This window comes from Mesorhizobium sp., from assembly GCF_017306585.1.
Taxonomy (GTDB): Bacteria; Pseudomonadota; Alphaproteobacteria; order Rhizobiales; family Rhizobiaceae; genus Mesorhizobium.
Genome location: NZ_JAFKIC010000002.1, coordinates 1 through 1,858 on the forward strand (window position 1 = coordinate 1; position 1,858 = coordinate 1,858).

Consider the following 1,858-nt stretch of genomic DNA (forward strand, 5'->3'; position numbering starts at 1 on the left):
CGGTTGGCGCTTTCGAAGTGAAACGGCAGTTGATCTTCTCCGGCCACGGCTTCGTCGTCACGCCGCTCGAAACCGGCCTGCGCGTCGGCGGCGCCGTCGAACTTGGCGGCATCGACCGCCCGCCAAATTACAACAGGTCGAAAGCGCTGCTGGCGAAGGCCCAGAAATTCCTGCCGGGGCTAAATCCGTCGGGTGGGCGCGAATGGATGGGGTTCCGTCCCTCGCTGCCAGATTCTGTGCCGGTCATCGGCAACGCGCCCGGATCACGGTCGATCGTCTATGCCTTCGGCCATGGCCATCTCGGCCTGACCCAGGCGGCCGCCACCGGGCGGTTGATCCGGGAACTTGTCCTGGGGCAGACTTCGTCGATCGATCTTGCCCCCTTCAGTCCACAACGGTTTTGATTTTCGAGGAGCGTCATGGCCAAGAAATCCTTCTTCTGCATCGATGGCCACACCTGCGGCAATCCGGTGCGGCTGGTCGCCGGCGGCGGCCCGTTGCTTCAGGGCTCGACGATGATGGAACGGCGGGCGCACTTCCTCGCCGAATATGACTGGATTCGCACCGGGCTGATGTTCGAGCCGCGCGGCCATGACGTGATGTCGGGATCGATCCTCTATCCGCCGACACGCGAGGACTGCGACATCGCGATCCTGTTCATCGAGACCTCGGGCTGCCTGCCGATGTGCGGGCACGGCACCATCGGCACGGTGACGATGGCCATCGAACATGGGCTGATCAAACCGAAGACGCCGGGCGTGCTGCGGCTCGACACTCCAGCCGGACTGGTCGTCGCCGAATACAAGCAGGTCGGCGAGTATGTCGAGGAAGTCCGCATCACCAACGTGCCGTCGTTCCTCTATGCCGAAGGGCTCACGGTCGAATGCCCGCAGCTCGGCGAAATCACCGTCGACGTCGCCTATGGCGGCAATTTCTACGCCATCGTCGAGCCGCAGAAGAACTATCGCGACATGGCAGACCATTCCGCCGGCGACCTCATCGCCTGGAGCCCGGTGGTGCGGCAGCGGCTCAATGAAAAATACAGCTTCGTGCATCCTGAAAATCCAGGCATCGTCAGGCTGTCGCACATGCTGTGGACCGGCAAGCCGACCGTGGAAGGCGCCGACGCGCGCAACGCCGTCTTCTACGGTGACAAGGCGATCGATCGCTCACCTTGCGGCACCGGCACCTCAGCGCGGATGGCGCAGCTTCATGCCAAGGGCAAGCTGAAAGCCGGTGACGCGTTCGTGCATGAATCGATCATCGGCTCCTTGTTCAAGGGCAGGGTTGAAAAGGATGTCACCGTGGCTGGCAAGCCGGCGATCATCCCCTCGATCGGCGGCTGGGCGCGCATGACGGGACTGAACACGATCTTCATCGACGACCGCGATCCGTTCGCGCACGGATTCATCGTCAAATAGCCGATTCATCACGTTACGGAAGGCATGGAAACATAAAAAGGAATTCTGTCAGCGGCGCAAGGAATCTTCACATCACCTAATTTTGACGGTGGTTTCTTCGAATCGAAGCGCATGATGAGGTCGAATCGTCAAAGACATTGCGTTATGCCAATGATAGGGTCCGCGATAGTCCAGGGGTCGGGTGCAAAAAACGGGGGATCGCAACGGCGTGAATTGGAAACACGCAGGGCGATCAAAAAAATCACGTTGCAATCCGGGCTCGAAACTTTACGACTAGGGGAAATACGAAAAGGAATGCGTCTGCATGGGCGACATTCCAGGGGAGCCATGTACATATGCAGTACTTTGTCCAGCAGCTTATCAACGGGCTGACGCTGGGATCGATCTATGGGCTGATCGCAATCGGCTACACGATGGTCTACGGCATCATCGGCATG

General features: G+C 59.8%; 2 protein-coding genes and 1 pseudogene. All 3 read left to right on the top strand.

Features of this window, described 5'->3' with window-relative positions; translation table 11 throughout:
* The coding region (locus tag J0I79_RS00020) for an FAD-binding oxidoreductase (protein ID WP_292854114.1) at positions 1–404 on the top strand (404 nt) is incomplete at its 5' end.
* A 15-nt stretch (positions 405–419) separates the two neighbouring features.
* On the top strand, positions 420–1,421 hold the full coding sequence (locus J0I79_RS00025; RefSeq protein WP_292854116.1) for a 4-hydroxyproline epimerase: 1,002 nt from the start codon (positions 420–422) through the stop codon (positions 1,419–1,421).
* Positions 1,422–1,756: 335 nt separating this feature from the next.
* Positions 1,757–1,858, top strand: a pseudogene (locus tag J0I79_RS00030) (branched-chain amino acid ABC transporter permease LivH); the annotation flags it as partial.